The 1037-nt window shown below is 38.6% G+C and carries 1 protein-coding gene; it reads left to right on the forward strand.

Annotated features, from left to right (window positions below; all coding sequences use genetic code 11):
- Positions 1–1037: glycoside hydrolase family 3 C-terminal domain-containing protein (locus ABXT06_RS22700; protein ID WP_354592755.1), on the forward strand; the 1037-nt coding region annotated here is incomplete at both ends.

Consider the following 1037-nt stretch of genomic DNA (forward strand, 5'->3'; position numbering starts at 1 on the left):
ATGGATATGGAATCGTATTTGTATGTGGCGAAATTGGTTGATTTAGTAAAATCTGGAAAAGTAAAAGAATCTTTGGTTGATGATGCCGTTCGCCGAATTTTAAGAGTGAAATTTGAATTGGGATTATTTGATGATCCGTACAGATATTGCGATGAAAAACGCGAAAAAGAAGTTGTTGGAAGCAAAGCTAATAACGAGGGCGTTTTGGATATGGCAAAAAAATCCATTGTTTTATTGAAGAACGAAAAGAATCTGCTTCCGCTGAAAAAATCAGGGCAGAAAATCGCTTTGATTGGCGCTTTGGCAAATGATAAAAACAGTCCGTTGGGAAGCTGGAGAATTGCAGCTTCTGACGATACTGCGGTTTCTGTTTTAGAAGGAATGCAGCAGTACAAAGACAATCAGCTGACTTTTGAAAAAGGTGCTGATTTATTGAAACAAAAAGCGACTTTCTTAACGGAAACAGTTTTCAACACCATAGACAAAAGCGGATTTGAAGCAGCGAAAAAAGCAGCGAAAAATGCCGATGTTGTAGTAATGGTTTTGGGCGAATACGGTTTCCAAAGCGGCGAAGGAAGAAGCAGAACTGATTTGAACTTGCCAGGGCTGCAGCAGGAATTATTAGAGGAAATCTACAAAGTAAATCCGAATGTCGTTTTGGTTTTAAATAATGGCCGTCCGTTGAGTATTCCTTGGGCAGCAGAGAATGTTCCTGCAATAGTTGAAGCTTGGCATTTAGGAACTCAAGCAGGAAATGCAATTGCACAGGTTCTATACGGAGATTATAATCCGAGTGGAAAATTGCCGATGTCGTTTCCTAGAAATGTAGGTCAGGTGCCGATTTATTACAACAAATATAGCACGGGAAGACCAACAGATAGCGATAAGAATGTTTTCTGGTCTCATTATATGGATGTGGAGAAAACGCCTCAATTTCCATTTGGTTTTGGATTGAGTTATACGACTTTCGATTATAAAAATCTTAAACTTAACAAAACGTCTTTTGCTAAAGGAGAAAATATTCAAGTTAGCGTTGA

The organism is Flavobacterium sp. UW10123, from assembly GCF_040538975.1.
Lineage (GTDB): Bacteria > Bacteroidota > Bacteroidia > Flavobacteriales > Flavobacteriaceae > Flavobacterium.